The 3,163-nt window shown below is 37.4% G+C and carries 3 protein-coding genes; 1 reads left to right on the top strand and 2 read right to left on the bottom strand.

Features of this window, described 5'->3' with window-relative positions:
• Positions 1–478: 478 nt before the first annotated feature.
• Positions 479–1,351, bottom strand: coding sequence for a 6-carboxytetrahydropterin synthase (locus CALSC_RS25445; protein ID WP_088243962.1), 873 nt, complete (start codon positions 1,349–1,351; stop codon positions 479–481).
• Positions 1,352–1,419: 68 nt separating this feature from the next.
• Between CALSC_RS25445 and CALSC_RS26850 the strand changes: the two genes are divergently transcribed.
• Positions 1,420–1,584 (top strand): hypothetical protein, encoded by a 165-nt coding sequence (locus CALSC_RS26850; RefSeq protein ID WP_159460700.1) that lies wholly within the window; start codon positions 1,420–1,422, stop codon positions 1,582–1,584.
• Between the two features lie 61 nt (positions 1,585–1,645).
• Here CALSC_RS26850 and CALSC_RS25440 read toward each other — a convergent pair.
• The coding region (locus tag CALSC_RS25440; RefSeq protein WP_235006958.1) for a pentapeptide repeat-containing protein at positions 1,646–3,163 on the bottom strand (1,518 nt) is incomplete at its 5' end.

The raw sequence follows: 3,163 nt of genomic DNA, 5'->3' as shown, positions 1-3,163 counted from the left end.
GGAGCTGACTGGTCCGTGGGTGTGAAGTAAGGCGCAGAGTAGAATTTAGACAGGTATTGGGAGGGGTGGGCGACAAACTAGATTATCGTAATTAGAACTTACGCATTAACAGAAAAACCCAAATATGCAGGATGGTTTTCGGGTATTAAACTTTGATGTTTCCTGCTTTTACGCGACTGCTATTGATCAAAGGATAATTGATAAACGCCTGAAACAATGTAGTATTTTTATGAATTCACAAAATGATAAATTTGTACAGTGCTTAAGTCCTAGTAATATACTTTCCTCTGAACTTGATATGACCCCTCGCCCAAACGAATTAATAGGGATTTTTAGTTATTAAAAGGAGTGCGATCGCACTCCTTAAACCCTTATTTTTTGGTCATTCAGAGCTGACACTCTGAATGACCAGCATATCCTAGAAGGATGGGACTTTAAACCCAGTTTTTCGGTCAGATGGGCAATGCCCACCCTACAATTACACCTGTGCTAATACTGGTTCGCCAGCAGTATTATTTACAGAGCTTTCCTCTGACTGGGTGCAATAGATTTCACAGGAATTATTAGGACTTTCGATTAACTTCACTTTGTAAAGTTGAACACCTAACTCTTGAATCGGCGATCGCAATAAGTTACTAATATGTAAAGCGATATTCTCAGCAGTAGGTACGACTTGAGCAAAAAAAGGAATATCTTTATTTAAGAAGGTATGGTCAAATGGCTCAACTACATAATCTTCAATAACTTGGTTGAGCGCCCCTAAATCCACAATCATGCCTGTACGTGGCTCGATTTCTCCTTTGACGGTAACTTCCAAGTGGTAATTATGTCCATGTCCGTGGGGACGCGCACATTTACCGTAAATTTCAAAGTTCTTTTCGTCACTCAGTTCTGTCGAAGCCAGTCGGTGAGCTGCACTAAAATGAGTACTAGTAGTTAAATAAGATTCCATGCCGTTTCCCATATAATCTGCCCAAAGTTCAGGATGTTCAAACAACTGTACGCGGACTAAAGGTAAGTGAGGTGCTAAACGCTGCCAAACTACCCTGGCAATATTTTCTGTGGTTGGTAGGGTTTGTTGAAATTCTGACCACACATCATTTAAGTAAGAAAAGTCTAATTGACTGGTAACTTCTTGCTTAATTACATGCTTTACGTCAGATAAATTCAATACCATGCCATATTCATCTAACTCTCCTGCCATCGAAATAAATAACACATAGTTATGTCCGTGACCGGGAAATTTAGAGCAAGCACCGAATTTTTCAATATTTTCTGCTTCGCTGATTTCTGGCAACCAATACCGATGGCTTGCCGAGAATTGAGCGCGGCGGTTTACTATACATTGCATGGGTAAGCTGGGAACAGAATTTAAAAATTCTTAATGTTTTGCTGTTACTAGCATAAACCAATTCAAGTGTGGGAAAGAATATTAATTTTATCGATTGGTTCAGACTGGGTATTGCGGTATCGATCGCTACTGCCTTAAAACATACACCCGATCATGAAACCTTACATATTTTATCCACTTATACTGCCATGTTAGATGTGCGAGAAGCTTTAACTGGAAACATAATTAGATGAGAAAAATTGTCTATTATTTTTAAGTTTATTATTGCATCATTGTTCAGCAGGAAGGGTTAAGTTAAAGACCTAATATTTTTGTCAAAATAGGTAAATAAGTCTTGACAGTTCCTGCTAGCTTACTAGCATCAGAAACAGCAGTCGTCACACCTTTGAGAGCATTTAAAGCCATAGAGCAGAGTTTCGTTATTCTTTCTCCTGGTGTTTTTTTACCTTCCTCTGCGATGGTTTCTACTGCTTCAAGTGCTTCCTTCTTCTGGTTTTCAGAAAGTAAAGCATCATCAACAATAGATTTTTGCAAGATGGTTAAAATTTCTGCTAATTTATCCGTACTTTCGGTTTTAACATCGCTCAACTGTTGAATTTGACTAGTCACGTTATTAAGATTACCTGTCAAGCTGGACGCAGTGAGATTCATATCTCCACCTACAGATATTGTGTCACCAGTGCCTGCATTTCCGCCGACATTTCCACCGATACTGAGACCTTCATTTTTGCTTTCCATAATATCACCTGCTTGATTCATCATATATACACGATTTCCTTCGCCCTGAATTAAGACTTTGTCTTTTGTCTCAGCAATTCCAGTAATTAATCCTTGAATAAATCTTTGCTGCTCGTCATAAAAACTCTGTAATCTTTGTATTTCCACTTCCTTCGCTTGCAGCACTAATTCGTATTTTGCTTCAATAGTTTTAACTGCTTCCTGATAATTAGTTGTAATTTCTTCATGAATAGCATTTTTATTAGTGTCTAAAGAAACACCAACTTTAGCAACTACAACCCCATCGCCTTTATTTTCAATACTGCGAACAGATAAACCCAACCCGTCATTATTAATAGCAGTTTGAGTTAAGGAATATGCAAAAGCTCTCCAATTCAATCCATTTTGGAAAATTAAATCAATGGTATCTCTGACATCTGTAATCCATTTTTCAAATTCCCCTGGTTGAAATTCTCCGCTGTCTGGTTTTGGTTCTAAGAAATGTCCATTTTGACTACGCTTTAGGTAAACGCGCTGACAATCAACATTTTCAAAGCGAGTGTTATGGTTAATATTCCAATCTTGAATACAAGCATCTGTTAAACAAGCTCCAGACAAATCTGCATCTAATAATTGGGCGTTGCATAAAATCGCTTCTCTTAAATCTGCGCCTTGTAAATTTGCACCTTGTAAATTTGCTCCCGTAAAATCTTTACCGTAACCATCATTAGTTGTGAGTAATTTTCTCACTTTAGAATCTTCTAAAATTGTTCCTTGTAGTCGTGCTAGTTCTAAACCAGTTGCACCTTTAAAGCTAGTATGGGTTAAATTAGTATTCCTAAAATCTGTATGTCTTAAATCTATACCATCAAAGCAGCAATCAGTTAAATCATTTCCATAAAAAGATGTTCCACCTATTGCAGCCCAAAATATAGCTTTTTCTTTAATCCAGACAAATTTAGGAAAGTCTTTCTTTGATTGTCTTGCAATGATTATACCTATAATTGTGACTGCAAATGCACCAATAAATTGTATAAAGGCTTCAATCGCTGTTGATTTTGGTGGAAGATGCATTGCTACATACTTAAGTAGGTT

Source organism: Calothrix rhizosoleniae SC01 (assembly GCF_900185595.1).
Taxonomy (GTDB): domain Bacteria; phylum Cyanobacteriota; class Cyanobacteriia; order Cyanobacteriales; family Nostocaceae; genus Calothrix_A; species Calothrix_A rhizosoleniae.
This window is presented reverse-complemented; position numbering and strand designations above follow the sequence as displayed.

What these genes read in the sequence shown, in the direction of transcription:
- CALSC_RS25445 (WP_088243962.1), bottom strand. Translation starts at nt 1,351, where the DNA reads ATGCAATGTATAGTAAACCGCCGCGCTCAATTCTCGGCAAGCCATCGG.